This window comes from Streptomyces sp. Je 1-79 (genome assembly GCF_025195125.1).
Taxonomy (GTDB): domain Bacteria; phylum Actinomycetota; class Actinomycetes; order Streptomycetales; family Streptomycetaceae; genus Streptomyces.
The window spans coordinates 37,812-63,137 of the sequence record NZ_JAMGSL010000005.1; the positions used below are offsets into that span (position 1 = coordinate 37,812).

Genomic DNA, 25,326 nt, shown 5'->3' on the forward strand with positions numbered 1-25,326 from the left:
CGGAGGCCCTGCTGGTAGCCGTATAGCCTGGCGAAATGCTTACAGAAGTGACAGCGACCCGCTATGTCACGCCCCTGCGTGAGGGCGGTTCGCTCCCCGGGATCGTCGAGGCCGACGATCTCGGTACGTACGTCATGAAGTTCACCGGCGCCGGGCAGGGGCGCAAGACCCTGGTCGCCGAGGTCGTCTGCGGGCAGCTCGCCCGGCGGCTCGGGCTGCGGGTGCCGGAGCTGGCCGGCATCCAGCTCGATCCGGTCATCGGTCTCTCCGAGCCCGACCAGGAGGTCCAGGAGCTGCTGAAGGCGAGCGGCGGACTCAACCTCGGGATGGACTACCTCCCCGGCTCGCTCGGCTTCGACCCGCTGGCGTACGAGGTGGATCCCAAGGAGGCGGGGAAGGTCGTCTGGTTCGACGCGGTGATCAACAACGTCGACCGGTCCTGGCGCAACCCGAACATGCTCGTCTGGCACGGCGACCTGTGGCTGATCGACCACGGCGCCACCATGATCTGGCACCACAACTGGCGCGGCGCCCAGGCCTCCGCCGCGAAGCCGTACGACGCCTCCGACCACGCCCTCGCGCCCTTCTCGCCGGACGTCGCCTCCGCCGCGGCCGAGCTGGCGCCGCTGGTCACCCGGGAGCTCCTGGAGGAGGTCGCCGCCGACGTGCCCGACGAGTGGCTCGTGGACGAGCCGGGCTTCGACAGCACCGACGCGCTGCGCCAGGCCTATGTGGACGCGCTGCTGCCGCGCGCCGCGACCATCCACGAGCGCGTCACCCTCGGTCCGCGTGTCGAGCGCCGGCCCGCGCAGCCGCCCGGCTGGCTGGCCGACCGGCTCGCCCCCCGGACCCACCCCACCCAGAAGGACCGCACCACGTGACCGACCGCGATGTCTTCGAGTACGCGCTGGTGCGCGTGGTGCCGCGCGTCGAGCGCGGCGAGTTCTTCAACGCCGGCGTGGTGGTCTACTGCCGCGCCAAGTCCTTCGTCGCCGCCCGTACGCACCTGGACGAGACCAAGCTCAGGGCGCTCGACCCCGGTGCGGACGTCACCGGCGTACGGGCCGCGCTGCACGCCGTCGAGGGGGTCTGTCTCGGCGGCGAGGACGCCGGACAGGCGGCGCGCGACGACGCGGGCCGGCGCTTCCGCTGGCTGATCGCGCCCCGCTCCACGGTCGTCCAGCCGGGTCCGGTGCACACCGGTCTGACCGCCGATCCCGAGGGCGAGGTCGAAAGGCTGCTCGATCTGCTGGTGCGCTGAGCCCCGGCGCCCGGGCGCCGGAGTGATCCGGTGCACCCGGTGGGCCGTTGACACCGGGTGCCAGGGCTTCTAGCGTCTCGTCTGCGGAAGGTACTAAGCGGTCGCTCATGTGTGGGACGCACCGTGTGAGCCGCATCCATGGATGATCCAAGGGCGAGGAGAACCAGCATGTCGACCACCGAGCAGCGCGTAGCCGTCGTCACCGGCGCGGCACGGGGCATTGGCGCCGCGACCGCCGTACGGCTGGCCGCGGAGGGCCGTGCCGTCGCCGTACTCGACCTCGACGAGGCGGCCTGCAAGGACACCGTCGAGAAGATCACGGCCGCCGGCGGCACCGCCATCGCCGTCGGCTGCGACGTCTCCGACAGCGCCCAGGTCGAGGCCGCCGTCGCGCGCGTGGCGGCCGAGCTCGGCGCGCCGACGATCCTCGTCAACAACGCGGGCGTGCTCCGCGACAACCTGCTCTTCAAGATGTCCGAGTCCGACTGGGACACGGTCATGAACGTGCACCTCAAGGGCGCGTTCCTGATGGCCAAGGCCTGCCAGAAGCACATGGTGGACGCGGGCTTCGGCCGGATCGTCTCGCTCTCCTCGTCCTCAGCGCTCGGCAACCGCGGGCAGGCGAACTACTCGGCCGTCAAGGCCGGCCTGCAGGGCCTCACCAAGACCCTCGCCAAGGAGCTCGGCAAGTTCGGCATCACCGCCAACGCCGTCGCCCCGGGCTTCATCGTCACCGAGATGACCGCGCAGACCGCCGAGCGCGTCGGCATGGGCTTCGAGGACTTCCAGGCCGCGGCCGCCTCCATGATCCCGGTGCAGCGGGTCGGCAGGCCGGAGGACATCGCCAACGCCATCGCCTTCTTCGCGGGCGACGACGCCGGCTTCGTCTCCGGCCAGGTCCTGTACGTGGCCGGCGGCCCGCTCAACTGACGCCCGAGCCGGAAGAGGAGACGTACATGAGCACGAAGGAACTGCCCGAGCTGTCCGGCAAGGTCGCTCTGGTCACCGGGGCCAGCCGGGGCATCGGCTACGGTGTCGCCGAGGCGCTGGTCGCCCGCGGCGACCGGGTCTGCATCACAGGACGGGGCGAGGAGGCCCTCAAGGAGGCCGTGGAGCGCCTCGGCTCCGACCGGGTCATCGCCGTGCCCGGCAAGGCCCACGACGAGGTCCACCAGGCCGCGGCGGTCGAGGCGACGATGGAGGCGTTCGGCCGCGTCGACTTCCTGGTGAACAACGCCGGGACGAACCCGGTGTTCGGGCCGATCGCCGAGCTCGACCTGAACGTCGCGCGCAAGGTCTACGAGACGAACGTGATCTCCGCGCTGGGATTCGCGCAGCTCACCTGGCGGGCCTGGCAGAAGGAGCACGGCGGTGCGATCGTGAACATCGCCTCGATCGCCGGCCTCTCCCCGTCGCCGTTCATCGGCGCGTACGGGATGAGCAAGGCGGCCATGGTCAACCTGACCCTCCAGCTGGCGCACGAGTTCGCGCCGGTGGTCCGCGTCAACGCGATCGCCCCGGCCGTTGTCAAGACCAAGTTCGCCCAGGCTCTCTACGAGGGCCGGGAGGCCGAGGCTGCGGCCGCGTACCCGCTCGGCCGTCTCGGGGTCCCGGAGGACATCGGCGGCGCGGCCGCGTTCCTCACGTCCGCCCAGTCGGACTGGATCACCGGCCAGACTCTCGTGGTCGACGGAGGTCTTTTCCTCAACTCCGGCGTCGAGTGACCGATAAACGGACACTTTCCTGAATTCCTGACCGGTTTGACCCCGGTTAATCGTTGAATGCCTCAAGTGCCCCGTCAGGGTCGAACATTGACCTGACGGGGCGCTGCGGTATGGTCGGCCGACCCATGGCTGAACGAGGAGCGTGCACGTGTTCAACCGGACCAGTCTGCAGGCCGCTGCAGCCCTTGCGTCCATATCCCTGGTGTCCGGATGCAGCCTGTTTTCGGACAATGCCTCCGCCGGGGAGCAGAGAATCGTCGTCGGCACGACGAGTTCTCCCACCACGCTTGATCCGGCAGCCGCCTGGGACAATTCCTGGGAGCTGTTCCGAAATGTCTTCCAGACGCTGGTGAGTTTCCCGACCGGCACCACGACCCCGCAGTCCGATGCCGCGGACTGCAAGTTCACGGACACCGCCAGTCGCGTCTTCGAATGCAAGCTCATCGAAGGCCTGACGTTCTCGAACGGGCACAAACTGGACGCAGAGGCGGTCCAGCACTCGATCGAGCGCATCCGGAAGATCAATGTCGAGGGCGGTCCCAACGGGATGCTCGGCTCGCTCGACAAGATCGAGACCGTGGACGACCGCACGGTCGTCTTCAAGCTGAACAAGCCGGACGCGACCTTCCCCTTCGTCCTCGCCACCCCCGCCATGTCTCTCGTGGACCCGGCGGAGTACCCCGCCGACGCGCTCCGCAAGGACGGCGCACTGACGGGCTCCGGTCCCTACGTCCTCGACGAGTACGTCGAGGGCGACAAGGCGGAGCTGTCCAAGAACGCCAGCTACAAGGGGTTCGCGGACCGGAAGAACGACGCCGTGACCATCCGGTACTTCAAGGAGTCCGAGCCGATGGTCGCGGCGCTGAAGGAGAAGGAGATCGACGTCACCTACCGCGGTCTCACCGCCGAGGAGGTCGTCGACCTCCAGGGTGACAGCGAGGTCAACGAGCAGCTCCAGCTCGTCGAGTCGACCGGCGCCGACATCCGCTACCTCGTCTTCAACGCCCAGGACCCCTCCGTCGCCAAGGAGCCCGTCCGCCGGGCCATCGCCCAGCTCGTCGACCGTGAAGAGCTGGTCGCCAAGGCCTACAAGGGCACGGCCGAGCCGCTGTACTCCATGGTTCCCAAGGGCATCGTCGGCCACACCACCGAGTTCTTCGACCACTTCGGCGAGCCCAGTGTCCCCAAGGCGCGCGACATCCTGCGCGACGCCGGGATCACCAAGCCCGTCGAGCTGACCTTCTGGTTCACCACCGACCGGTACGGCTCCGGCACCGCGCTCGAGTTCGCCGAGCTCAAGCGGCAGCTGGACTCCTCCGGGCTCTTCGAGGTGACTCTGCGCAGCAAGCCGTGGAAGGACTTCGCCGCGGACTACCAGAAGGGGCAGTACCCGGTCTTCGGCCGAGGCTGGTTCCCCGACTTCCCCGACCCGGACAACTTCATCGCGCCGTTCGTCGGCAAGCAGAACGCGCTGGGAACGCCGTACCTGAGCCCCGAGATCACGGACAAGCTCCTCCCGAAGTCGCGGCGCGAGAGCGACCGCGGGGCGGTCGTGGCCGAGTTCCGCAAGGCGCAGGAGATCATGGTGGAGGACGTCCGGCTGCTGCCGCTCTGGCAGGGCAAGCTCTACATCGCGGCGAGCGAGGACATCGGTGGCGCCGAACGCGCCCTCGACCCGCAGACCGTCATGCAGATGTGGGAGCTCAGCCGCAGGGCCAGCTGGTAGGAGGCCCGAGCGGGACCGTTGTCAGTGGCCCCCGGTAGGTTCTCGTGCGTAGAAGAGATCGCCTACCGGAGGTTGTTGACGTGACCGACACCGACATGCTGCCCGAGTCCTGGCGCGGCGTCCTCGGCGAAGAGCTGCAGAAGCCGTACTTCAAGCAGCTGACCGAGTTCGTCGAGGAGGAGCGGGCCGAGGGGCCGGTCTACCCGCCGCGCGAGGAGGTGTTCGCCGCCCTGGCGGCGACGCCGTACGACAAGGTGAAGGTCCTGGTCCTCGGTCAGGACCCCTACCACGGCGAGGGGCAGGGGCACGGCCTCTGCTTCTCCGTCCGTCCGGGCGTGAAGACCCCGCCCTCCCTCCGCAACATCTACAAGGAGATGAAGGAGGAGCTCGGCCACCCCGTGCCGGACAACGGCTATCTGATGCCGTGGGCCGAGCAGGGCGTGCTGCTCCTCAACGCGGTCCTCACCGTCCGGGCCGGCGAGGCGAACTCGCACAAGGGCCAGGGCTGGGAGAAGTTCACGGACGCGGTGATCAGCGCGGTCGCCTCCCGGCCGGACCCCGCGGTCTTCGTGCTGTGGGGGAACTACGCGCAGAAGAAGCTCCCGCTGATCGACGAGACGCGTCATGTCGTCGTGAAGGGCGCGCACCCCTCGCCGCTGTCGGCGAAGAAGTTCTTCGGATCCCGTCCGTTCACGCAGATCGACGCGGCGATCGCGGCCCAGGGCCACGAGGCGATCGACTGGCGGATCCCGGACCTCGGCTGAGCCGGTGGCCCGTGGCCGGTGGCCGGTGGCCTGGGGCCGGTGGCCCTTGGCCTGGGACCGGTGGCCCGTGGCCGGTGCCGGCCCCGTCGTGCGGGCGGTCGTTGAGCCCGCCCGGCTGACAGGCCCGGGGCACCACCCGAGCCTGTGCCGGATCGGGGGCCGCGGCGGTTAGCGTCGGAGCCCCTGGACGGAGAGCGTGTGGAGGCAGCGGTGACCGAGCAGCAGCAGGTGTCGGACGAGGGCGTCATGACCCGGATCGGGCAGGCGACGATGCTGCTCCACGGCGGGGACCGCGAGGAGGCGCGCAATCGGTTCGGGGAGCTGTGGGTGCAGATCGGCCCCGACGGCGACCCCCTGCACCGCTGCACGCTGGCGCACTACATGGCCGACGCGCAGGACGACCCGGACGCCGAGCTCGCCTGGGACCTGCGGGCCCTGCTGGCCGCCGAGGGGCTGAGCGAGGAGCGGCTGGCCGAGCACGACGCGACGGTCGCGCTCCGGGCCCTCTACCCCTCGCTCCATCTCAACCTGGCCGCCGACTATCTCAAGCTCCAGCGGCTCGACGCGGCGCGGATCCATCTGGACCGGGCCCGCGCGGCCTCGGACACCCTGGACGACGACGGATACGGCAACGGTGTCCGTGCCGCGATCGGTCGCCTGGAGGTACGGCTCCGCGACCGGTAGCCGCCGCTGCCGCGAGGGGAGCTCCGCGCGCGTGGGCCGTCCTCACCGCTGGTAGGTACCCCGGCAGATCGTCGCCTGCACGCTGTCCGGGTGCCAGCCGCCGTACCGCTCACCCAGCTCGCACATGTCCGCCGGGGAGCGCGGCGGCTCCGGCGGCTCCGGCGGCCGGAAGGGTTCCGCCCCCGTCCGCTGCCGTGGCGCGGACGACTGCCGCTGTGCGCCGGCTCCGTTCCGTACGGTGCTCCCGTCCCGCTCCCCGACCTCCCGCGGCGTCGGCCGGGGTGACGGCGGCGGGGGAGCGGGGAGCGCCGCCTCCAGGGCCTCGCGGGCCGGGCCCTCGACGATCTGCGGGGCGACGGCCACGTCCGGGGAGGGGCTGCTCACCTCCGGGGGCGGTGCGGGCGCGGGGGGCGTCGTATCGACGGAGACGCAGCCGGAGAGCGCGACGACCGCGGCCCCGACCAGTAACGTCGCTCTGTTTCTCGTTGCGGACACCCGCGCCACTCTGCTGGCCCGACGGTGATCTTCGCGCCCCTACCGGCGGGGAATGCCCCGCACGGGTGATCCGCCCGATCAGGATGACGGGCCGAGCATGCCGCGCAGCAACTCCTCGAAGCCGGTGCGCAGCTCCGCGCGGCCAGGGACCGCCGAGTGGAAGGAACCGGCGGCGCAGGAGAACATCAGCCCCTCGCACCAGGCGATCAGGGAGAGGGCGTGCCGCTCGGGGGCGGAGGAGCCGGCCTGGGCCATCATCGCGATCAACGGTCCGTGGAACGCCGCCGAGCCCGCCGCGTCGAAGAAGGCGCGCAGTTCGGGTCGGCGGGTGGCCTCCAGGGCCAGTTCGTAGCGCGAGACGAGCAGCGCCCGGTGGTCGGTGAGATACCGGTGCAGCGCCAGCGCCAGGGCGTCCACCAGAGCGTCCGGACCGCTGTCCGGACCCGGCATCTCGTGCGGGGTGAGCACGCCCGACTCCCGCTCGACCTGCCGCCGCACCGCGGTCTCCAGGAGCGCCTGGCGCGTGCGGGCGTGGTTGGAGGTCGACCCCTGCGGCAGCCCGGCGCGCTCGTCCACGGCCCGATGGGTCAGCCCGCGCATCCCCCGCTCGACGAGCAGATCGAGTGCGGCGTCGCCGATCCGGGTGGTGCGGGAGGCGGCCGGGGCGGAGGGGTCCGGTGCGGACGCGGGGGTGCGGGCGGTCATGGGGACAAGGTACTACCGAGCGAACTACGGCTGTAGTAACGTCAAACGAGTCACTACACCTGTAGTTGCCCAGGAGGAGTCATGGAACAGCACCGTGCCGTCGTCGTCGGAGCCGGCGTCGGCGGCCTGACCGCCGCCGTCGCCCTCCACCGGGCCGGCTGGGACGTCACCGTCCTGGAGCGCGCCGCCGCCCTGACCCCCGTGGGCGCAGGCATCGGCCTCGCCCCCAACTCCCAGCGCGCCCTGGACGTCATCGGCCTCGGGGACCGGGTCCGCGCGCTCTCCGCCTGGCAGGGCGACGGCGGGATGCGCGCCCCCGACGGCCGCTGGCTCGCCCGTACCAGCGCCAAGGCCGCCGCCGACCGCTTCGGCGGGCCGCTCGTCCTGCTGCACCGCGCCACCCTCGTCTCCATCCTTACCTCGGCCCTCCCCGACGGTGTCGTACGCACCGGAGTGACCGCGTCCCTCGCCGACCCCGGCGACGACGGACGGCCCGCCGTCGTCAGGACCCCGGACGGGGACATCGAGGCCGAGCTGGTCCTCGGCGCCGACGGCATCCACTCCACCGTCCGCCGCGCCCTCTTCCCCGACCACAAAGGCCCCCGGTACTCCGGCTTCACCACCTGGCGCGTGGTGATCCCGGCTCCCGACCGGCCCTTCGCCCCGCACGAGACCTGGGGCCGCGGCCGTCTCTGGGGCACCCAGCCCCTCAAGGACGGCCGGATCTACGCCTACGCGATGGCCGCCGCCCCGGAAGGCGCCCACGCCCCCGACGACGAGCGGGCCGAACTCCTCCGGCTCTTCGGCGACTGGCACCACCCGGTCCCCGAGATCCTCGCCGCCGTCGACCCCGCCGCCGTCCTGCGCAACGACGTCCACCACATGCCCGACCCGCTGCCCGCCTTCCACCTCGGCCGTGTCGCCCTGCTCGGCGACGCCGCCCACGCCATGCAGCCCACCCTCGGCCAGGGCGGCAACCAGGCCATCGAGGACGCGATCGTCCTCGCCCACCACGCCGGCCGGGGAGTTCCGCCCAGCCGCGCCCTCGCCGCGTACACCGCCGACCGGCTGCCGCGCACCACCGCGATCGTCCGAAAGGCGGCCAGGACCGGCCGGCTCACCCTCGTCTCCGCCCGGCCCGCCGTCGCGCTGCGCAACGGGCTGATCGCCGCCGTCTCGCGTTTCGGTCCCGGCCTCGTCCTGCGCGGCTTCGACGGCATCGCAGACTGGCGCCCGCCGCTCGCCGACGAGCGCAGCCGCGTAAGCTGACCGGCGCGAACGGCACATCGACAACCGCTAGGGAGACCCCGTGAAGGTCGGCTGCATCGGACTCGGCGACATCGCGCGGAAGGCGTACCTCCCGGTCCTCGCCGCCCTCCCCGGAGTCGAACTCCACCTCCAGACACGGACGAAGGCGACCCTGGACCGGGTTGCCGAGACCCATCGCGTGCCCGGGTCCCAGCGCCACGGCGACCTCGACTCGCTGCTCTCCGCCGGGCTCGACGCCGCCTTCGTCCACGCGCCGACGTCCGTGCACCCCGAGATCACCGCACGGCTCCTCGAGGCCGGCGTGCCGACCTACGTCGACAAGCCGCTGGCGTACGAATACGCCGAATCCGAACGGCTCGTGGAGCTCGCCGAGGCACGCGGCGTGAGCCTGGCCGTCGGCTTCAACCGCAGGCTCGCCCCCGGCTACGCGCAGTGCCTGGACCACCCGCGCGAGCTGATCCTCATGCAGAAGAACCGGATCGGCCTGCCCGAGGACCCGCGCACCCTCGTCCTCGACGACTTCATCCACGTCGTCGACACCCTGCGCTTCCTGCTGCCCGGGGACGTCGAGCACACCGACGTGCGCGCCCGGATCCGCGGCGGCCTGATGCACCACGTCGTGCTCCAGCTCTCCGGTGACGGCTTCACCGCCATCGGCATGATGAACCGGCTGAACGGCTCCACCGAGGAGATCCTCGAGGTCTCGGGCGGGGACACCAAGCGTCAGGTCCTCAACCTCGCCGACATCGTGGACCACAAGGGGCAGCCGACGGTCCGCCGGCGGGGGGACTGGGTGCCGGTGGCCCGCCAGCGCGGCATCGAGCAGGCGGTACTCGCCTTCCTGGACGCGGTGCGCGACGGTACGGTCCTCAGCGCTCGCGACGCCCTCGCGACCCACGAGCTGTGCGAGCGCGTGGTGCGCGAAGCTCTGACCCAGGCCTCCTGAGCGCCCCCATGCCCTCGGCGGCGCAGAGCACGGCCAGGACGGTCAGGGCGACGTACAACGGCCAGTCGCCGTACCGGACGTACCCCGTCGTCGACCGGGACAGCGGCACGTCGTAGACGGCGGACGCGCTCCGGTCGGTGCCCAGCGGCGTGCCGATCCTGCTGCCGTCGGGGCCGTACGCGGTGCTGATGCCGGTCAGCGTCGCGTGCACCATCGGGCGGCCGGACTCGGCCGCCCGCAGCGCCGCGAGCGAGGCGTGCTGGGCGGGCGCCCAGCTGTCCTGGAAGGTCGAGGTCGCCGACTGGGCGACGAGCACGTCGGCGCCGTCACGGGTCAGCCGACGGCTCATGTCGGGGAACGCCGACTCGAAGCAGACCAGCGGACCGATCCGGAGCGCGGGGCGGCCGTCCTCGGCCGGCAGCGCCATCACCACCGGTTCCGTGCCGCGCCGCCGGTCCTCGTTCGCCGCCTTGCCGACCGAGGTCACCCAGCCGAGCACCGGGCGCGCGGGGATGTACTCGCCGAACGGCACGAGCCGCATCTTGTCGTACCGGTCGCCGGTCGGCCCGTCCGGCCCGATCAGGACACTGCTCTTGAAGATGCCCGGCCGGTCGGAGCGCCGGGCGTCCACGTTGACGAGGACCGGCGCGTCCACGTCGCGTGACAGGGCGGTCAGACGCGCCGCGAGGTCGGGGCGGGCCGTCAGGTCGGAGCCGACGCTGCTCTCGCCCCAGACGACCAGGTCGAGGTCCTGGCCGACGAGTTCCCGGGTCAGCTCCTCACCGCGCGCGAACCTGCGCTCGGCGCCGCCCGGCCCGTCGTACACCCCCGGCTGGACCACGGCGATCCGTGCCGTGCCCTGCTCACGCGGTGGTGCGACTCCCCACCAGACGACGCCCACGGTGAGTGCGCACACCACGAGACCGACCAGGGCTGCCATCCGTACAGCAGCGTCCGACACCACAAGGAGAGCCACGGCTGTGTTGACCGCCACCACGAGCAGCGACACCAGCCAGACGCCCCCGACGGAGGCCAGCCGCAGCGCCGGCGCGACCTGCCACTGGCTCGCGCCGAGGAGGCCCCAGGGGCCGCCCAAGCCCTCCCAGGAACGGGCCAGTTCGATGAGCAGCCAGCCGGAGGGCACGACGAACACGGCCGCGGCGGCGCGCGGCCCCGACGGCCCGTCCCCGAGCATCGCCCGCACCAGCCAGCCCCACGGCAGCCACAACAGCCCCAGCAGCGCGGCCACCACCAGGATGAAGACGTGCAGACTCGGCATCAGCCACTGGTGCACGGCGAGGGCGAAGCCCATGCCGCCGAGCCAGCCCTCCAGGCCCGCCCGGCGCGCGGTGGGCGCGGTGCGGAGCAGCAGGAGCCAGGGGACGAGGGCGACATAGGCGAACCACCACAGGGCAGGCGCCGGGAACGCGAGGGCGGGCAGGGCGCCGGCGGCGACCGCGACCACGGCACGCGCGGCGCGGTGCGGCGTCCGAGGCGCCCCGGGCGTGCCGGTGGTGGGCGCGGCTCCGCTGCCGCGACGGCCGAACGGGTTCCGCATGCCGCGTCGCCTCCAGGTGTCGCCTCCAGTGTGCGCCGAAGGACCGCCGCAGCCGCACGGCGCCACGGCCGTTCGCGCGCCTCGGCCGCTCGGCCCACGCACCCGGCCCCGGGCCCGCCCGGAGCCGGTTGCGACCCCGTACGGCCGTTACGTCCGGCGCCACTTCTCCTCGACGACCACGGAGCGGAGCCGCCAGCCGGCGTCCGTACGGAGCAACGAGAACGTGTAGCGGCCGCCGCAGACGAAGTCCTCTCCCGACTCGAAGCGCATCGGGTTCACGTAGTCAGCGCGGACGTCCGCGCTGTCGCCCGGGTAGCCGCCGAGGTCCTGGATCCGGACCCGCCGGTTCACGATGAGGTGCTGGCGTACGGGGAAGAGCCGCATCGTCTCGGCGAGCCAGTCGGCGACCTCGGTCGCGGGGCCCTCGACACCGCCGGAGCCGCGGTAGTCGGCCCGGCCGTCGCGGGTGAAGAGCGCCCGGTAGCCCACCCAGTCGGAGTCGTCCACCGCCACCGCGTATCCGGTGACGAGGTCGTCGATGGCCAGCCGGTCCATCACGGTCGCGAGATCCACGCGCTGTGTCATCGCCTCAGTGTCGGGCAGCGGAGGCGGGGCGCCAAGAGCCGCGCGGCGCGGGCGTGGTCGGATACCGGTCATACTTCTCGCCATGCGCATCGACTTCGATCCCGACCGCAGCGACCGGAACAGTTTCTACCGGCTGCTCACCGCCACCGTCGTACCCCGGCCGATCGCCTGGATCTCCACGACCTCGGCCGACGGGACCGACAACCTCGCCCCGCACTCCTTCTTCACGATCTCCTCGGTGTCGCCGCCGGTCGTCCAGTTCACCTCGGTGGGCCGCAAGGACTCGCTGCGGAACATCGAGGACACGGGGGTGTTCGTGGTGAACCTCGCGCCCGAGCCGCTCTTCGAGCAGATCAACGCGACGGCGACGGACTACCCGCGCGGTGCGAGCGAGTTCGACCTGTGCGGGGTGGAGCGCGAGCCGAGCCTGCGGGTCAAGCCGCCGCGGGTGGCCGCTTCGCCGGTCGCGCTGGAGTGCGAGCTGCACAGCACGCTGAGGATCGGGGACTCGACCGTCGTCTTCGGGCGGGTGGTGCATGCCGCGGTGGACGACGCCGTGATGGTGGACGGCCACCCCGAGATCACGCGCATGCGCCCGCTGACCCGGCTCGGCCGCAACGAGTGGGGGACGCTCGGCGGCATCCAGGAGATCGCCAGGGTGCCGTACGACCCCGAGGGCTGACCCGCACCCGGACCCTGCGGAGCCGTCTAGGCGGCCTCCCAGCGGTGCGGGCGGCCGCCGCGCCACTCCACCAGGTGCGGATCGTCGAGGATCATGTCGGCGTCCTCGAGTCCGGCTCGGCGCAGGAACTCGACGAGGTCGGTGTCGTTGTGCGCCAGGCCCACGATCTGTCCGCGGACGGTGACGCGCCGCCCGCCGTCGGGGGACGGGCGGTGCACGACGATGGGTGGTTGCCAGGCCATGGTTCCAGGGTGCGACGCGCACCCGAAGATCGCCCGGCGGGTTCGCCCGAGGTCAGGACCCGGACTCGCCCGCGTGGGGGCTGAGGGTGTCCGTGCCGACCAGGATGAAGAGCAGGATGCCCAGCGCGATCCGGTAGATCACGAACGGCATGAAGCTCTTGGTCGTGATGAACTTCATGAACCAGGCGATGACCGCGTAGCCGACGGCGAACGCGATGATCGTCGCGAAGACCGTCGGACCCCACGACACATGGCCGCCCTCGGTCGCGTCCTTCAGCTCGAAGACGCCCGAGGCGAGCACCGCGGGGATGGCGAGCAGGAACGAGTAGCGGGCCGCCGCCTCACGGGTGTAGCCCATCAGCAGACCGCCGGAGATCGTCGCCCCGGAGCGGGAGACGCCCGGGATCAGGGCCATCGCCTGGCAGACGCCGTAGATCAGACCGTCCCGTACGCCGAGGTCCTTGAGTGTCTTGCGCTCGCGCGCCGCGCGGTGCCGGCCGCCGGCCTCGTCGCGGGCGGCGATCCGGTCCGCGATGCCGAGGACGACACCCATCACGATGAGCGTCGTGGCGATCAGCCGCAGATCGCGGAACGGACCCTCGATGTGGTCCTTCAGTGTCACGCCGAGCACGCCGATCGGGATCGAGCCGACGATGACCAGCCAGCCCATCTGGGCGTCGTGGTCGCTGCGCATCGACTTGTCGCGCAGCGAGCGGAACCACGCCGAGACGATCCGGGCGATGTCCTTGCGGAAGTAGATCAGGACGGCGGTCTCCGTACCGATCTGGGTGATCGCGGTGAAGGCCGCTCCCGGGTCCTCCCAGCCGGCGAACGCGGCCGTGAGGCGGAGGTGCGCGCTGGAGGAGATGGGAAGGAACTCCGTCAGCCCCTGGACGAGTCCGAGGATGAATGATTCGAACCAACTCATGGGGCTAGGGCCGTCCCGAAGGTACTCGTGCGGTCAGGAAAAGGCGGTCCGATCGGAAGATCGACCGCCGGTCGTTGCGCAGCGTACCGTCCCGAGATGAAGCCCCCGGTCCCAGGTCTCCACAGGGCCCGTCGCCGCCCGGCCCGCGCCGATCGCACCGGGGGGCCGGGCTCGCGGCGGGACCGGGCTCGCACCGGGACCGGGCTCGTGGCGGGGCCGGGCTTGCGGCGGAGCCCCGGTCAGCGAGCCTCAGGGGCTCCCGCGGTCTCCAGGGAGCGTTCCGGCGCGGACGGGGCGGCCGACGCCGCGCCCCGCGCCGCCGCCCGTGCCCGCAGGCCGTGGCGCTTGCGCCAGGCCACGGCCGCCGCGGCCAGGCCCGAGACGACGATGAAGCCCATCGAGATCAGGAACGCGGGCGAGGTCGGCGATCCGGCCTCGCTGCCGGCCACCACGTACGCCGCCGTGTTCGGGATCGACCCCAGCGCGGTGGCCAGCAGGAAGGGCGTGTACCCCATGCGGGAGACCGCCGCGCAGTAGTTGGCCGCCGCGAACGGCACCCCGGGGAAGAGCCGGACGGCCAGCATCGAGCGGAAGCCGTGCCGGCTCAACTGCCCGTCCGCGGCCGTCAGCCAGCGCCCCCGCAGCAGCGGCCGCAGCGCGTCCTGCCCCAGGAACCGCCCGAGCGTGAAGGAGATGCCCGCCCCGAGGACCGTTCCGGCCACCGCCGCCACCAGACCCGCCTGGGTACCGAAGAGCGCGCCCGCCGCCAGGTTCAGGATCGGCCGCGGCACGAAGGCCGCCGTGCACGCGCCGTACGCCAGGGCGAACAGCAGCACCGCGCCCGCGCCGCTCGTGTGCGGCGGCCAGCCGTCCGCGAGCAGCCGCTGCGGCTCGTACAGCACGACGGTCGTCGCCGCGACGAGCAGGAGCGCGGCGAGCAGGGAGAGCCGCGACCAGGACGAGAGCAGAGCCCGGGACCAGCGCGGAGTGAGGGAGCCCGGCGGCCGGGAGACGGGGTCGAGCATCCGGGGAGAGTAACCGAACCACCCGTGTGATCGCCGTAATGTCCGTCATCCGCCGTACTGTGAGCCGCATGACGTCCGCGCCGCCCACCGCCCCCGCCAGTGCGCTCGCCGACACCGTCCTCGGGCGCCTGACCGAGGTCTACCCCGCCGCCGGCGACCCCTTCCGGGCCCAGGAGATGGTCGCGTACATGAAGGGGATCGCGCCCTTCCTCGGCGTCCGTACCCCCGAGCGGCGCGCCCTGTCCCGTACGGTCCTGGAAGGCACCCCACGCCCCGACGAGGCCGACTGCACGGCCGTCGCCCTGCGCTGCTTCGCCCTCCCCGAGCGCGAGTACCACTACTTCGCCGTCGACTACCTGCGCCGCCACGTCGGGCGCTGCTCGTCCGGCTTCCTGCCCGTCGCCCGGCACCTCGTCCTCACCGACTCCTGGTGGGACACCGTCGACCACCTCGCCGCGCATGTGGTCGGCGGGCTCGTCGCCGCCGATCCGGGGCTCGCCGAGCGGATGGACGAGTGGATCGAGGACGACGACCTCTGGATCGCGCGGACCGCGCTGCTGCACCAACTCCGCTTCAAGGGCGACACCGACACCGAGCGGTTGTTCGCCTACTGCCTGCGCCGCGCGGGCGACACCGACTTCTTCCTCCGCAAGGCGATCGGCTGGGCCCTGCGCGAGTACGCCAGGACCGGCCCCGACGAGGTGCGCGCGTTCGTCGAGCGGAACAGGGACCGGCTCGCCCCGCTCTCCGTGCGCGAGGCGCTCAAGCACCTCTGAACTCCCCCTCGACAGAAAATCGTTCGACGCGGACCGCCCGTACCACGATGATCAGGGGCATGTCCCGGTACGCCTTCCTCGCAGCACGGCCCGCAGTCGCGGCCGCGCCGAAGGCTGCCGAATTCCTCGTCGTCCCCGTCGCATCCTGCGCGGCAGCCGCACTGCTCGCAGTCGCTTTCGACGGCGCCCGAAGCTGACCCTCCCCGGATCGTCCGGCGGACCCCGCAGGGGGAGGGTCGGTCCGGCCCCGGGGTCCCCTCACACGCTTCGAGCTCAAGGAACGAGCGAACCATGCCCAAGACGGCATACGTGCGCACCAAGCCGCACCTGAACATCGGCACCATGGGCCACGTCGACCACGGCAAGACGACTCTCACCGCCGCCATCACCAAGGTCCTCAGCGAGCGCGGGACCGGCACGTTCGTGCCTTTCGACCGCATCGACCGCGCGCCCGAGGAGGCCCAGCGCGGCATCACCATCAACATCGCGCACGTCGAGTACGAGACCGACACCCGTCACTACGCGCACGTCGACATGCCCGGCCACGCGGACTACGTCAAGAACATGGTCACCGGCGCCGCCCAGCTCGACGGGGCGATCCTCGTCGTCTCCGCGCTCGACGGGATCATGCCGCAGACCGCCGAGCACGTGCTCCTCGCCCGGCAGGTCGGCGTCGACCACATCGTCGTCGCGCTCAACAAGGCCGACGCCGGTGACGACGAGCTGGCCGACCTGGTCGAGCTGGAGGTGCGGGAGCTGCTGACCGCGCACGGTTACGGCGGCGACGGGGTTCCCGTCGTCCGGGTGTCCGGACTCAAGGCCCTGGAGGGGGACCCGCGGTGGACCGCGGCGATCGAGGCGCTTCTCGACGCCGTGGACACGTACGTACCGATGCCGGTGCGCTATGTGGACGCGCCGTTCCTGATGTCCGTCGAGAACGTGCTCACGATCACCGGCCGAGGCACCGTCGTCACGGGCGCGATCGAGCGGGGGAGCGTGCGGGTCGGCGACCGTGTCGAGGTGCTCGGCGCGGAGACCGAGACGGTCGTCACCGGGGTCGAGACCTTCGGCAAGCCCATGGAGTCCGCCGAGGCGGGCGACAACGTGGCCCTGCTGCTGCGGGGTGTCGCCCGCGACACCGTCCGCCGCGGTCACGTGGTGGCGGCGCCCGGCAGCGTCGTTCCGAGCCGGCGGTTCACCGCGCAGGTCTACGTCCTGTCGGGCCGGGAGGGTGGTCGCACCACCCCCGTCTCGACCGGCTACCGCCCGCAGTTCTACATCCGCACCGCGGACGTCGTCGGCGACGTCGACCTCGGCGAGGCGGCCGTCGCGCGCCCCGGCGACACGGTCACCATGACCGTAGAGCTCGGCCGTGACGTACCGCTGGAGGCCGGCCTCGGCTTCGCGATCCGCGAGGGCGGCCGCACGGTCGGCGCGGGTACGGTCACGACGGTGGGCTGACCGCGCCGCGCCGGGCGGGGGCCCGCACGCCGTACGCCACGGAGTGCGGGCCCACCGCCGTGCGCCGCCCCGGGACCACGGACCGGGAGCACGGACCGCGAGCACGGACCGCGAGCACGGACCGGGGCCGTGGTCCGTGCGGAGGCGGTCCCTGCGCTGTGGGCACAATGAGAGCGTGAACGAGCAGATACCCGTCATCCGGGACGTCGACTGGGGAACCGCCCGGCTCATGCCCGATGTGGACCGGGAGCGGGCCTGGCTGCTGACGGTCGACGGCGCACCGCAGTCGTACATCGACCTGGACGAACCGACGCACCTCGAGTTCGAGTACGCGCGCCGGCTCGCCCACGTCCTCGACAGCGCCACCGACGAGGGCGAGCCGCTCTCCGTCCTCCACCTCGGCGGCGGGGCGCTCACCCTGCCCCGGTACGTCGCTGCCACCCGCCCCGGCTCGCGCCAGGACGTGGTGGAGGCCGACCGGGGCCTGCTCGGCCTGGTCGCCGAGCACCTTCCGCTGCCGGACGGTTCCGGGGTCACCGTCCACGGGTCCGACGCCCGGGCGTGGCTGGAGAGCGCGCCCCACGCGTCGGCGGACGTGCTCATCGCCGATGTCTTCGGAGGCTCGCGGGTCCCGGCCCACCTGACCTCGGTGGAGTACGCGCGCGAGGCACGGCGGGTGCTGCGGCCGGGCGGGATCTACGCGGCCAATCTGGCCGACGGGGCGCCCTTCGCCTTCCTCCGCTCCCAACTGGCCACCTTCGCGACCGTCTTCCCCGAGCTGGCGCTGATCGCCGAACCGGCGGTGCTGCGCGGTCGCCGCTTCGGAAACGCCGTGCTCGTCGCCTCCGGCCGGGAGATCGACACGGCGCGCCTGGCCCGGCGCGCGGCGGCGGACGCCTTCCCCGCACGGGTGGAGTACGGCGACTCGCTCGCGCGCTTCACCGGCGCCGCGAGGCCGGTGAGCGACCCGGACGCGGTGCCGTCTCCCGTACCGCCGGACGGGGCGTTCAGCGTGGGATGACGGTCAGCGGACCGTGCCGGCGCCGTTCTCCGCGGAGGCGGGCGCGGAGAGGGAGGCGGGCGCGGTCGGGGAGGCGGGCGCGGGCGCAGCCAGGGAGGCGGACGCGGAGCCGGGCGCGGGTGAAGGGAGGGGCGCGGGCACCGGTACGGAGGTGGCGGAGCCGGAGGCGATCTCCTTCGTGCGGCGCGTCAGGTTCCGGACGTCCGGGACGAGCAGCACGAGCGCCGTCACGACGACGATCAGGACCGCCGAGCCCCAGAGCGCCTGGCTGCGGCCGAAGAGGCTCTCCGCCGGGCCCGCGAGCGCCGTGGAGAGCGGGAGCATCGCCGTCGAGCCGAACCAGTCGTACGCCGCGACCCGGGAGAGCTTCTCCTCCGGGATCTCCTGGTGCAGCGTCGTCATCCACGCCACGCCGAACACCTCGATGGCCAGGCCGCTGACGAACATGGCCGCCGAGAGCCCCACGACGTCGAGCGGCACCGCGAGCGCCGCCGAGGGGAGGGCGAACGGGAAGACGCCCAGGGTGCCGACGAGCAGCATCCGGCGCGGCTTCCAGCGCATCATCAGCACCGCGCCGCTGAGCGTGCCCACGCCGAACGCGGCGAGCGCGAGCCCCCACGGCCGGGCACCGCCCAGTTCGTCCCTGGCCACCAGCGGTCCGTAGACCGACTCGGCCGCGCCGACGAGGGCCACGACGATGGAGAACTGGGCCACGATCGACCACAGCCAGGGCCGCCCGACGAACTCCTGCCAGCCTTCGCGCAGATCGGAGAGGAGCCCGCCGCCCGCCTCCCGTTCGGCGATGTGGCTGACGTCGAGGAAGGCGCGGAGCGCGCCGGCGACGGCGAAGGCGACCGCGTCGACGGCGAGGACCCAGCCGGGTCCCATGACGGCGATCATCGCGCCGCCGAGCGCCGCGCCGCCGATGCCCGCGCCGTGCATCGCCATCCGGAAGAGCGCGAAGGCGCGGCTGACCTGTTCGCCGCTGACGCTGGACATCAGCATGCCCTCGGCCGCCGGGCTGAAGAAGGCCTGGCCCGTTCCGCACAGCGCGGTCAGCAGCATCATCTGCCAGAGCTGCGGGTCGCCCGCGAGGACGAGTACGGCGAAGGCGCCCTGCGAGACACAGTTCAGCGCGTTGGCGGCCACCATCACGCGGTGCCGGGGGAGCCGGTCGGCGACAGCGCCGCCGATGAGCAGGAAGAGTACGAGCGGCAGCGTCCGGGCCGCCGCCACCAGGCCCACGTCGCCGCCGTCGCCACCGGTCTGGATCACCGCGAACGCCGCCGCGATCAGGGCACCGTGGGTGCCGAGGTTGGTGACGAACGCGGCGGCGGTCAGCAGCAGGTAGTTGCGGCCCGCCCACTCGGGGCGGCGCGAGAGCAGGGGGGTGCGGGAGGCGGCGGCGGGAGTACTCACTCCGGGACTATCCCCGTCGTCGCCGCCTCCTGCCAAGCGGATTACCCGTCAGCGGAGGCCTCGGTCAGCCGCACCGTCGAGAGGATCTTCTGGATGGTGGCGTCCGCCAGCTCGTCCTTGACCCCGGCGGCTCCGTAGAGCACGAACGAGGAGAAGTCGCCCTTAGAGTTCTTGAAGGAGAACGCGAGGGCCTTGCCGTCCGACTCGCACTTGTTCCGCTTCTTGATCCCCGGGGCGGTGGCCGTCGAGACGCTGCCGACGAGGCCGGACTTGGTGGTGTACGGCACCGCCTTGGTGATCTTGATCGTCCCCTTGGGCATGTGCTGGGCGTATCCGGCCCACACCCAGTTTCCGGCCTCGTTGAACGCCGCCTCGTCGGTGTTCTTGGCGCCCTGGCCGCCCTTGGTGCCGGCGCTGCTCAGGCCCCACGACTCCTCGGAGCCGTCCTTGTTCGTGTCGAACGTGCACCACTTGCTCTTGTAGCGCACGGGCGAGGACATGGTGACGACCGGGGAGCCGTCGCCCTTCTTCTCGTCCTCGAAGAACGTGATGGAGCCGGGCTTCAGCACCTCCCACTCGGGCGGTACGTCGAACAGCGTGCCGTACTTCGGGTTGTGGACGACCTTCCAGCCCGGGATCGTCGGCTGCTGCGCGGCGTCGTCGCGCGGGTTGTCGAGCGAGGGGGAGGGCTGCGCGGAGCCGGATGCCGAGGCGCTGGCCTTCGGGTCGTCGCCCGCCTTCGTGTTCTTGTCGTCGTCGTTGCCGAGGACCAGGAACCCGGTGACACCGGCGGCGACGACCACGGCCGTCGCGGCGACGACGGCGATGAGGGTCGTCTGCTTCTTCTTCCCGTCGCCCGGCCCGCCCTGCGGCCCGCCCGGCACCGCGTACTGCGGCACGGTCGGCTGCTGGTACGGGTTGGGCTGGTACCCGGGCTGGGCCGGCTGCTGGGGGTAACCCGGCTGCGTGGGCGGCTGCTGCGGGTAGCCGGGCTGCTGCTGGTACCCGGGCTGTTGGTACGGGTTCGGCTGCTGGTACCCCGACTGCTGGTACGGGTTCTGGTCCTGCGGGTTCTGCTCGCCCCCGGGCGGCTGCTGTCCTGGCCACATGGCCAGTAACCATAGAGGTGCGGCGGAAACCGTGCTACGCCCGCCCCCGTGAGGGTGTGGTGCAGGCGGGGATGGCCATCTCTGCTACTCGTGGGTAACATCGCCGCATGAGCGCAGACCAGATGTCCGTCGGCGAGATGCTCGCCGCGACGGTTCCCATGGCCAGGACCCTCAACCTCGAGTTCCTGGAGACCACTTCCGAGCGTGCCGTCGTCCGACTGCCGGACCAGGCCGACTACCACAACCACGTCGGCGGCCCGCACGCCGGAGCCATGTTCACCCTGGCCGAGTCGGCCAGCGGCGCGATCGTCCTGGCCGCCTTCGGCGACCAGCTGACCCGCGCGGTCCCGCTCGCGGTCACCGCCGAGATCGGCTACAAGAAGCTGGCGATGGGCGTCGTCACCGCGACGGCCACCCTGGGCCGCCCGGTCGCCGAGGTCGTGGCCGACCTGGACGCGGGCGAGCGCCCGGAGTTCCCCGTCCACATCGCGATCACCCGCGAGGACGGCGCGGTGACGGGCGAGATGACGGTCGTCTGGACGCTCCGGCCGAACGGCCAGGGGAAGTAGTACGCGGCTGAGGGGCGGGGCCGCCCCAGGCAGCCCCGGGTCCGGGCGGTCGGGCCCGGACCCGGGGCGAGTGTTTCCGGGGCCTCGTCCCCCGCGTCCTCCCCGGCGGCTCGCGTTCCCGTCCGCTCCCGTTTCCGTCGGCTCGCGTTCCCGTCGGCTCTCCCGTCTCCGTCGCCCCGCGTTCCGGTCGCCTTCCGTTTCCGTCGGCTCGCGTTCCGGTCGGCTGCCGTTCGCGTCGGCTCGCGTTCCCGTCCGTTCCCGTTCCCGTCCGTTCCCTTTCCCGGCGCGAGCCGGGCGGTCAGCCGATCGTGACGACGCGGGCCCAGGCGGGCGGGGTGTCCGGGACGTGGTCGGGGTCCTCCTCGTCGCGCGTCCCGGAACGCCGCGGGCGGGGGAAGAGGCCCACCACCGTTCGGCACGGCGGGGCGCCGCCTGGCCAAGGCGTCTGGCCGTCCGTCAGGACGACCACGACGTCCGGGCGAGGACGCGCGCGCAGGGCCGTCGCGAAGCCCTCGCGCAGGTCCGTACCGCCGCCGCCGACGAGCGGGATGCCCTCCGCGCGGCACAGCGGGTGCGCGACCCCGGCCGCCGCGTCGCACGACACCACGGTGACCAGGTCGCGACGGCCGCCCACGGCGCGGGCGATCGCGGCGACCTCCAGGAGCGCGCTCCCCAGTTCGGCGTCGCTGACCGAGCCCGAGGTGTCGATGACCACGGAGACCCGTGGCGGCGTTCGCCGCAGGCTCGGCAGCACGACGCCGGGCACGCAGGTCGAGCGCCGCGAGGGACGGCCGTACGTGTAGTCGTCGCCCGCGCCCGGCCCAGAGGCCGCCGACCGGACCGCCGCGCCCAGCAACTCCCGCCACGCCTGCGGCGGATGGAACGCCTCCTCCGCCCAGCGCTGCCACCCCTGCGGGGCGCTCCCGGGACGGCCCGAGATGCCCTGCGCCACACGGAACCGCACCGCGTCCCGCTCCTGCGCGCTGAGACCGTGCGCGCCGTCGGGCCCCAGGTCCCACTCCCTCGCGCGGCCGTCCGCGCCGCTGCCGCAGTCGAGCCAGGCGACGTCGAGGCTCCGCGGCACGAGCCGGAACCGCCGGAGATACTCCTCCATCAGCAGGCCACCCGGCAGGTTCAAGGACTCCGGCACGACGGCCCCTTCGGGGCGGACGAGGCCCTCGCCGAACACGTCGTCGTTGATCTCGAGGTCCGCGGCGATGTTCATCCGCAACCGCTCCCCGGGACCGGTCGGACCGAGCCCCCGCGCGACCCGGTCACAGCGCCCGTGATGGTCGCGCAGCAGATGGGACACCTCGTGCACCCACACTCCCGCCAGCTCCTCCACCGGGGTCCGGTCCACGAACACGGGGGAGGCGTAGCACCGCCAGTGCCGGTCGACCGCCATCGTCGGCACCTGCCGCGACTCCACGGTGTGCAGGGCGAACAGCGCCGTCGCCAGATAGGGCCGGACCCGGGCGGCATGCAGCCGGGCCGCGTACAGCTTGTCGAAGTCCAGTGCCCGGGCCTCCGAGGCGACCACCGTTCCGTGCGTCATCGGCGCCCCTTCACGGCGACCGCCGACCGGGCCGCCGCGTCGTCCGCGCGCCGCGAGAGGGTGACCACACCCGCGAGGCGCTCGATCGACGCCGGAACGTCCCAGTCACCCTGACGCAGCGAGGCGAGCGTCGTCGCGGGGACGACCACCAGATCCGGGGCCCCGGTCTCCAGCGCCCGCACCAGGAGCGCCCAGGCCGCGTCCCAGCGCGCCCTGTCCGGGCGGCCGCGGACCGCCGCCACCACTGCGTCCAGTACCGCCTGGCGCAGATCGCCGCGCTCCGGCAGCTCGGCCGCCGCCGGGTCGGCGAGCAGCTCCTCCGGGTCCGGCAGGTCCATCCGGTCCAGGCTCGCCAGCAGCTCAAGGCCCGGGCCGTCGCCCACGGCGCCCCGGACAAGCTGGGACAGCACCTCGCGGGAGGAGCCGGCCGCGGTCGCGAAGGCGATCAGACGGAGCGTCATGTCCCAGCTCCGGGGCGAGGGCCACGGGCCGCCCCGCCGCGTCTCGCTCCCGGGCAGCCGGTGCACGAGCCCGGGCCGGGCGGTCAGGAGACCGCACACCGCGCGGCGGGCGTACTCCACGGCCGCCGGGAGCCTCTCGGCGTCCAGCCGGGGCAGCGTCGCCCGGGGCCAGGTCCCCCCGAGACCGCGGACGACGACCTCCTGGTCGTGGGTCCACTGCAGATGGACGAACCGGTTGGCCAGCGGAGGGCTCAGTTCCCAGCCGTCGGCCGCCGAGGAACGCGGGTTGGCGGCGGCGACGATCCGTACCCCCGGAGGCAGCCGGAGCGCACCGATCCGCCGCTCCAGGACCAGGCGGAGCAGCGCGGCCTGGACGGACGGAGGGGCGGTGGACAGCTCGTCCAGGAACAGCAGCCCCCGGCCGGCCCGGACCAGACGCACGGCCCAGTCGGGCGGGGCCATCGGGACACCCTGCTCGGCGGGGTCGTCGCCGACGATCGGCAGCCCCGAGAAGTCCGACGGCTCGTGCACGCTGGCGATGACCGTGGTCAGCGGGAGGTCCAGCTCCTCGGCCAGCCGCGTCAGGGCCGCCGTCTTGCCGATCCCCGGCTCGCCCCACAGGACCACGGGCAGGTCGGCCGCCACGGCCAGTGTCAGGGCCTCCAGCTGGGTGTCGGGCCGTGGTTCGGTGGTGGTGTCGTCCAGCAGGGCCAGCAACGCGCCGGCGACGTCGAGCGGGGAGTCGGGGGCAGGGGCGTACGGGGACATCGAGGTCATGGGTGATCACCTTGGGGTTCGTGGTGTGAAAAGGGATGGGGACGGGGACGGAGCCCCGTGGCAGGCGTCAGCGCGCGGTGCGCGCGTGGCGGGGATGGGGGCGGTGGTCGCGCGGACGGCGCTGCGCCGGTCGTGCCCGGTGGAGCGCGGGGCCGTCCAGGCCCGCCCTGAACAGCCCGTAGGCGATCCGCCGCCGTGCCGCCGCCTCCAGCGCGTCGCGCAGCGCGCCGCCGCGGAGCGTCGCGTCGGGGCCGAGCAGGCCTTCGACGACGGCCAGCGCTCCGGCGATGTCACCGTGGTGCAGGCGTTCCCGGACACCGACGAGGCAGTCGGGGCGGCGGTGCGCCTCGTCGATCGCCCGCAGACAGGGCAGCGGGGTCCCGCCCAGCGCCACGAGCAGTTCCTCCCGGCGGATCTCGTCCGGGTCGTGGTCCAGGGCGGCCAGTACGCCGTCGGCCAGGCCGATCCGGTGCCGGGCTCCCCGGCACTCCACGAAGCGTGGTCCGCCGGCCGGGTCCTCTCCCGGGGAGGTTGGGCCCGGCGGCGCGCGATCCGGTACGAGTGCCGAGGCGACGAGTGGGTGCAGCAGACCGGCCTCGATCGCACCGGCGCGGAGGAGGTCCAGATCGGGCAGCACCCAGGTCGCCGCGTCCGGCAGTACGGGCACCGCCGCGCCACCGCCGTCCCGAGAGACGGAGGTGATCCGCCACCCCGGGCCGTCCGCGTGCGGGACCGGGTCCGGGCGCACGTCGAGGGTCAGCTGGTGCCGGGGCCCGACGCGTACGGCCACGGGGCCACCGGAGCTGCCCTCGGCCCGGAGCAGGTGCCCCGCCTCGGCGGCCCACCGGTCGACGGCGCAGCGGAAGCCCTCCGGAAGCGGAACCGGCACCCCGGTCACCGCCGGATCCGCCGTCGCGGGACCGTCGGCCCCCGCGCGGACCCGCAGCTCGGCGGCGCTCCGCGCGTCCCACAGGTGGCGGTGCAGATCCAGGCGGAAGCGCCTACTGGGACGGGGGTGCGGATGGCGGCGGGCGGCGGCCTCACGCGCGGATCCGTCCCACAGGGTGAGGCTGATCCGCTGACCGCCGTCGGCCCACGCCGGCGGCGTCCGGGCCACGAGATGCACCGGCCCCGTGTGCCCGGGCCGCACCGGGTCGTACCGCGCCAGCGGGATCGTCAGCCCCGGCCGCAGCAGTCCGTGCGGAGCGATCCTCGGCATGTGCCAGCGCAGCAGGTCGGGAGCGAGGCCGCGGAGATCGTGCCGGACCCGGTCGGCGAGTTCCCGGCCATGGGCCCGGGCCACGGAGCGCAGGTCGAGATCGACGTCCACGCGTGCGGCGGCGCACGCCCCGGCCCAGTCGCCGGCCAGCCGGCGGGCGGTCGCGGTCTCGATCATGGAGGGCGGCACGGCGAACTCGCGCACGCGCAGCCAGAAGGTCAGGAAGGAAGGGTGGGAATCCCCGTACGCGGTGCGAGTGGGCATCAGCACTCACCTTGCGCGGACGGGACCCCCCAACTCTGTACGGAGTGAGTCGTCATCACGGCGGAGCGTATCGCTCGACCGTCACGGCGGGCCATTGGTTT

26 protein-coding genes are annotated in these 25,326 nt (G+C 72.8%); 14 read left to right on the forward strand and 12 right to left on the reverse strand.

Translation table 11 applies throughout. From position 1 onward, the window contains the following. The first annotated feature begins 35 nt into the window (after positions 1–35). The 7 genes from M5362_RS10735 (at position 36) to M5362_RS10765 (ending at position 6,159) form a co-directional block, all read left to right on the forward strand. Positions 36–881, forward strand: a complete 846-nt coding sequence (locus M5362_RS10735) for a HipA family kinase (protein WP_260227204.1) — start codon at positions 36–38, stop codon at positions 879–881. Continuing rightward, positions 878–1,261 (forward strand): DUF3037 domain-containing protein, encoded by a 384-nt coding sequence (locus M5362_RS10740; RefSeq protein ID WP_260227205.1) that lies wholly within the window; start codon positions 878–880, stop codon positions 1,259–1,261. Before M5362_RS10735 ends, M5362_RS10740 begins: the two co-directional genes overlap by 4 nt. Positions 1,262–1,429: 168 nt before the next feature. Then, positions 1,430–2,191, forward strand: a complete 762-nt coding sequence (gene fabG / locus M5362_RS10745; RefSeq protein WP_260227206.1) for a 3-oxoacyl-ACP reductase FabG — start codon at positions 1,430–1,432, stop codon at positions 2,189–2,191. A gap of 26 nt (positions 2,192–2,217) precedes the next feature. Then, entirely contained in the window at positions 2,218–2,985 is a 768-nt protein-coding gene (locus M5362_RS10750) for an SDR family oxidoreductase (protein ID WP_260227207.1), read from the forward strand. A gap of 148 nt (positions 2,986–3,133) precedes the next feature. Then, entirely contained in the window at positions 3,134–4,711 is a 1,578-nt protein-coding gene (locus M5362_RS10755) for an ABC transporter substrate-binding protein (RefSeq protein ID WP_260227208.1), read from the forward strand. Positions 4,712–4,791: 80 nt separating this feature from the next. Continuing rightward, positions 4,792–5,475 carry a uracil-DNA glycosylase gene (ung, locus tag M5362_RS10760; RefSeq protein ID WP_260227209.1) on the forward strand — a complete coding sequence of 228 codons (684 nt, stop codon included), beginning with the start codon at positions 4,792–4,794 and terminating at the stop codon, positions 5,473–5,475. 210 nt (positions 5,476–5,685) lie between these two features. Beyond that, positions 5,686–6,159, forward strand: coding sequence for a hypothetical protein (locus tag M5362_RS10765; protein WP_260227210.1), 474 nt, complete (start codon positions 5,686–5,688; stop codon positions 6,157–6,159). 42 nt (positions 6,160–6,201) lie between these two features. Here M5362_RS10765 and M5362_RS10770 read toward each other — a convergent pair whose 3' ends face one another. Beyond that, complete coding sequence (locus M5362_RS10770; protein ID WP_260227211.1) at positions 6,202–6,543, reverse strand: hypothetical protein; 342 nt, start codon at positions 6,541–6,543, stop codon at positions 6,202–6,204. 189 nt (positions 6,544–6,732) lie between these two features. After that, complete coding sequence (locus M5362_RS10775; protein ID WP_260227212.1) at positions 6,733–7,359, reverse strand: TetR/AcrR family transcriptional regulator; 627 nt, start codon at positions 7,357–7,359, stop codon at positions 6,733–6,735. An 81-nt stretch (positions 7,360–7,440) separates the two neighbouring features. Here M5362_RS10775 and M5362_RS10780 point away from each other — a divergent pair, with 81 nt between their 5' ends. Together M5362_RS10780 and M5362_RS10785 are read left to right on the forward strand one after the other, a co-directional pair. Then, positions 7,441–8,628, forward strand: a complete 1,188-nt coding sequence (locus tag M5362_RS10780; RefSeq protein ID WP_260227213.1) for an FAD-dependent monooxygenase — start codon at positions 7,441–7,443, stop codon at positions 8,626–8,628. 40 nt (positions 8,629–8,668) lie between these two features. After that, positions 8,669–9,574 carry a Gfo/Idh/MocA family protein gene (locus M5362_RS10785; protein WP_260227214.1) on the forward strand — a complete coding sequence of 302 codons (906 nt, stop codon included), beginning with the start codon at positions 8,669–8,671 and terminating at the stop codon, positions 9,572–9,574. Here M5362_RS10785 and lnt read toward each other — a convergent pair. Both lnt and M5362_RS10795 read right to left on the reverse strand, forming a co-directional pair. Continuing rightward, on the reverse strand, positions 9,498–11,132 hold the full coding sequence (gene lnt, locus M5362_RS10790; protein WP_260227215.1) for an apolipoprotein N-acyltransferase: 1,635 nt from the start codon (positions 11,130–11,132) through the stop codon (positions 9,498–9,500). The genes M5362_RS10785 and lnt overlap by 77 nt on opposite strands. A gap of 147 nt (positions 11,133–11,279) precedes the next feature. Further along, a complete protein-coding gene (locus M5362_RS10795; protein ID WP_260227216.1) occupies positions 11,280–11,717 on the reverse strand; it encodes a nuclear transport factor 2 family protein in 438 nt (145 codons plus the stop codon). Between the two features lie 82 nt (positions 11,718–11,799). On the opposite strand from M5362_RS10795, the gene M5362_RS10800 reads away from it, so the two are divergent. Beyond that, on the forward strand, positions 11,800–12,399 hold the full coding sequence (locus tag M5362_RS10800; RefSeq protein WP_260227217.1) for a flavin reductase family protein: 600 nt from the start codon (positions 11,800–11,802) through the stop codon (positions 12,397–12,399). Positions 12,400–12,425: 26 nt separating this feature from the next. Here M5362_RS10800 and M5362_RS10805 read toward each other — a convergent pair whose 3' ends face one another. The 3 genes from M5362_RS10805 to M5362_RS10815 form a co-directional block, all read right to left on the reverse strand. Beyond that, entirely contained in the window at positions 12,426–12,641 is a 216-nt protein-coding gene (locus M5362_RS10805) for a hypothetical protein (RefSeq protein WP_260227218.1), read from the reverse strand. A gap of 52 nt (positions 12,642–12,693) precedes the next feature. After that, positions 12,694–13,569, reverse strand: coding sequence for an undecaprenyl-diphosphate phosphatase (locus M5362_RS10810; RefSeq protein ID WP_260227219.1), 876 nt, complete (start codon positions 13,567–13,569; stop codon positions 12,694–12,696). 239 nt (positions 13,570–13,808) lie between these two features. Next, the gene (locus tag M5362_RS10815) at positions 13,809–14,594 is read right to left on the reverse strand and encodes a TVP38/TMEM64 family protein (RefSeq protein ID WP_260227220.1); all 786 of its coding nucleotides are present in this window, start codon (positions 14,592–14,594) and stop codon (positions 13,809–13,811) included. 68 nt (positions 14,595–14,662) lie between these two features. On the opposite strand from M5362_RS10815, the gene M5362_RS10820 reads away from it, so the two are divergent. The 3 genes from M5362_RS10820 (at position 14,663) to M5362_RS10830 (ending at position 17,852) form a co-directional block, all read left to right on the forward strand. Further along, a complete protein-coding gene (locus tag M5362_RS10820) occupies positions 14,663–15,370 on the forward strand; it encodes a DNA alkylation repair protein (protein WP_260227221.1) in 708 nt (235 codons plus the stop codon). Positions 15,371–15,661: 291 nt separating this feature from the next. After that, the gene (gene tuf / locus M5362_RS10825) at positions 15,662–16,831 is read left to right on the forward strand and encodes an elongation factor Tu (protein ID WP_260227222.1); all 1,170 of its coding nucleotides are present in this window, start codon (positions 15,662–15,664) and stop codon (positions 16,829–16,831) included. Positions 16,832–17,006: 175 nt separating this feature from the next. Beyond that, positions 17,007–17,852 carry a spermidine synthase gene (locus tag M5362_RS10830; protein WP_260227223.1) on the forward strand — a complete coding sequence of 282 codons (846 nt, stop codon included), beginning with the start codon at positions 17,007–17,009 and terminating at the stop codon, positions 17,850–17,852. Between the two features lie 3 nt (positions 17,853–17,855). On the opposite strand, the gene M5362_RS10835 is transcribed toward M5362_RS10830, so the two are convergent. Beyond that, a complete protein-coding gene (locus tag M5362_RS10835; protein ID WP_260227224.1) occupies positions 17,856–19,271 on the reverse strand; it encodes an MFS transporter in 1,416 nt (471 codons plus the stop codon). A 41-nt stretch (positions 19,272–19,312) separates the two neighbouring features. Further along, positions 19,313–20,380 (reverse strand): hypothetical protein, encoded by a 1,068-nt coding sequence (locus tag M5362_RS10840; protein WP_260227225.1) that lies wholly within the window; start codon positions 20,378–20,380, stop codon positions 19,313–19,315. 107 nt (positions 20,381–20,487) lie between these two features. On the opposite strand from M5362_RS10840, the gene M5362_RS10845 reads away from it, so the two are divergent. Next, positions 20,488–20,949: a DUF4442 domain-containing protein gene (locus M5362_RS10845; RefSeq protein WP_260227226.1), complete on the forward strand. Its 462-nt coding sequence runs from the start codon at positions 20,488–20,490 to the stop codon at positions 20,947–20,949. 298 nt (positions 20,950–21,247) lie between these two features. Here the strand turns inward: M5362_RS10845 and M5362_RS10850 are convergent, their stop codons facing one another. The 3 genes from M5362_RS10850 to M5362_RS10860 all read right to left on the reverse strand — a co-directional run bounded on the left by M5362_RS10850 (position 21,248) and on the right by M5362_RS10860 (position 25,225). Further along, positions 21,248–22,504, reverse strand: coding sequence for a VWA-like domain-containing protein (locus M5362_RS10850; protein WP_260227227.1), 1,257 nt, complete (start codon positions 22,502–22,504; stop codon positions 21,248–21,250). Further along, complete coding sequence (locus tag M5362_RS10855) at positions 22,501–23,742, reverse strand: MoxR family ATPase (RefSeq protein ID WP_260227228.1); 1,242 nt, start codon at positions 23,740–23,742, stop codon at positions 22,501–22,503. The genes M5362_RS10850 and M5362_RS10855 overlap by 4 nt, the downstream gene beginning before the upstream one ends. Before the next feature lie 67 nt (positions 23,743–23,809). Next, positions 23,810–25,225, reverse strand: a complete 1,416-nt coding sequence (locus M5362_RS10860; RefSeq protein WP_260227229.1) for a hypothetical protein — start codon at positions 25,223–25,225, stop codon at positions 23,810–23,812. Between the last annotated feature and the right edge of the window lie 101 nt (positions 25,226–25,326).